The organism is Aquabacterium sp., from assembly GCF_030652515.1.
GTDB lineage: Bacteria > Pseudomonadota > Gammaproteobacteria > Burkholderiales > Burkholderiaceae_C > Aquabacterium.
Genome location: NZ_JAUSAR010000017.1, coordinates 1 through 1,855 on the forward strand (window position 1 = coordinate 1; position 1,855 = coordinate 1,855).

Annotated in this window: 1 protein-coding gene; it reads left to right on the top strand. The window is 56.8% G+C overall.

What is annotated here, in order from left to right:
• Positions 1 to 1,855, top strand: a 1,855-nt coding sequence (locus tag Q7V20_RS03480) for a condensation domain-containing protein (protein ID WP_304787220.1), incomplete at both ends; no start/stop codon positions are given.

Consider the following 1,855-nt stretch of genomic DNA (forward strand, 5'->3'; position numbering starts at 1 on the left):
TGGATGAACTGCCGCTGACCACCAGCGGCAAGCTCAACCGCAAAGCCCTGCCGCAACCGGAGTTGGCCGCGCACCACGCGTACACGGCGCCGCGCAACGCCGTGGAACAGACGCTGGCGGCTATCTGGCAGGATGTCCTGCAGGTGCAGGGCGTTGGCATACACGACAATTATTTCGGACTGGGCGGCGATTCGATACTCAGTATCCAGATCATTTCCAGGGCTAAGCAAGCGGGCTTAAAATTGCGTGTCGAGGATTTGTTTTTAGCGCAAAGCATTGCCGAATTGGCTATGTTGGCACAAACGGCCGGCATAACGCACACGCCGATAGCCGAAAGCCAGACGGATCAATACCCCTTGACGCCGACGCAAACCGGCATTTTATTCCACGCCTTGTATGAACCCGGTTCGGCGCTGTATTGCCAGCAAGTGGACTTGGTGCTCGCAGGGCATTTACACGCCGGATTGTTCCAGCAGGCCTGGCGGGCGGTTTTCGACCGGCATGACGCCTTACGCATGGTGTTCGTCTGGGAAAATACCGACCAGCCGTATCAGCATATCAATCCAGTAGCGAATTTAAGCTGGACGGATCTTGATTGGCGCGGTCTTGGCGCTACGGAGCAACAACAGCGCTACACAGAACTGATGCAACAACAGGCAGACCAGGGGTTTGCCGTCAGTCTAGGGCCATTGGCGCATTTTACCTTGGTCTGCCTAGGGGACAGGCAGTACCGCTTGCTGTGGAGCTACCACCACTTATTGATGGACGGCTGGTCCTTGCCCCTGGTGTTGGGCGATGTCGCCAGCCATTATGCCGCCTTGTCGGCAGGTGGTAACCCTCAGCCCGAACGCCACCGCCCCTTTGCCGATTATGTGGCTTGGCTGGCGGGGCAAGATCTGCAAAGTCCGCAGGTCTACTGGCAGCGGCGGTTGGCGCCGATTAGCGCCGCCACGTCCATTCCCTGTGCCGGGCATGACGCGCCGGAGCGGCCTTACGGGCACGCGTTTGTTGACTTGGATGCCGAGTTCAGCGATGAACTCCGGGCCTTCGTCAGGCGCAGGCATTTGACCCTGGCGGTGGTATTGCAAGCCGCCTGGGCCTTGTTGCTCAATCGTTACAGCGGCGAAACCGATGTGGTTTTCGGCATAACGGTATCAGGCCGTCCTGCGGATTTGCAGGGCATAGAATCGGTCGTGGGCTTATTCATTAATACCCTTCCCGTGGTGGCAAAGGTGGATGATGCTGCGGAAGTGGCGTCGTGGTTGCAGGAACTGGCGGCGGAACAATTCAAGCGGGAACCTTACGGGTATGTGCCGCTGAGCAAAATAACCGAATGGAGTCCGTTGCCTGCGGGGCAGGCACTGATCCAAAGTCTGCTGGTGCTGGAAAACTATCCGTTAAAAACCGCACTGGGCAATACGCATAGCGACGGCCTGCACATTGTCGATGCCCAGTTTACCGAGCAAACCAATTATCCATTGACTTGGGTGATCGTCCCGGATGAACGCATACACATCAAAGCGATGTACCAGACGCAAGCGTTTGATACCGGTACTGTGACGCGTTTATTGCGGCACTTTAGATTGGCATTGGCATTTTTGGTGCAATCGTCAACCAAGACGCTAGGTGCATTTGAGGTATTGCAAGGCGCGGAACGGCAATTGCAGCTGCACGACTGGAATGCCACCGATTATGACGGCGATGGCTTTGCGCACGAAAACATACCCGGCTTATTGACGCGACAAGCGCAACAAACGCCCGACCATCCGGCGCTGATCTTCAACGGAGCAACTCTAAGCTACGGCGAACTGGAATGCCGGGCCAACCGTCTGGCGCACTATTTGCAAAAACAGGG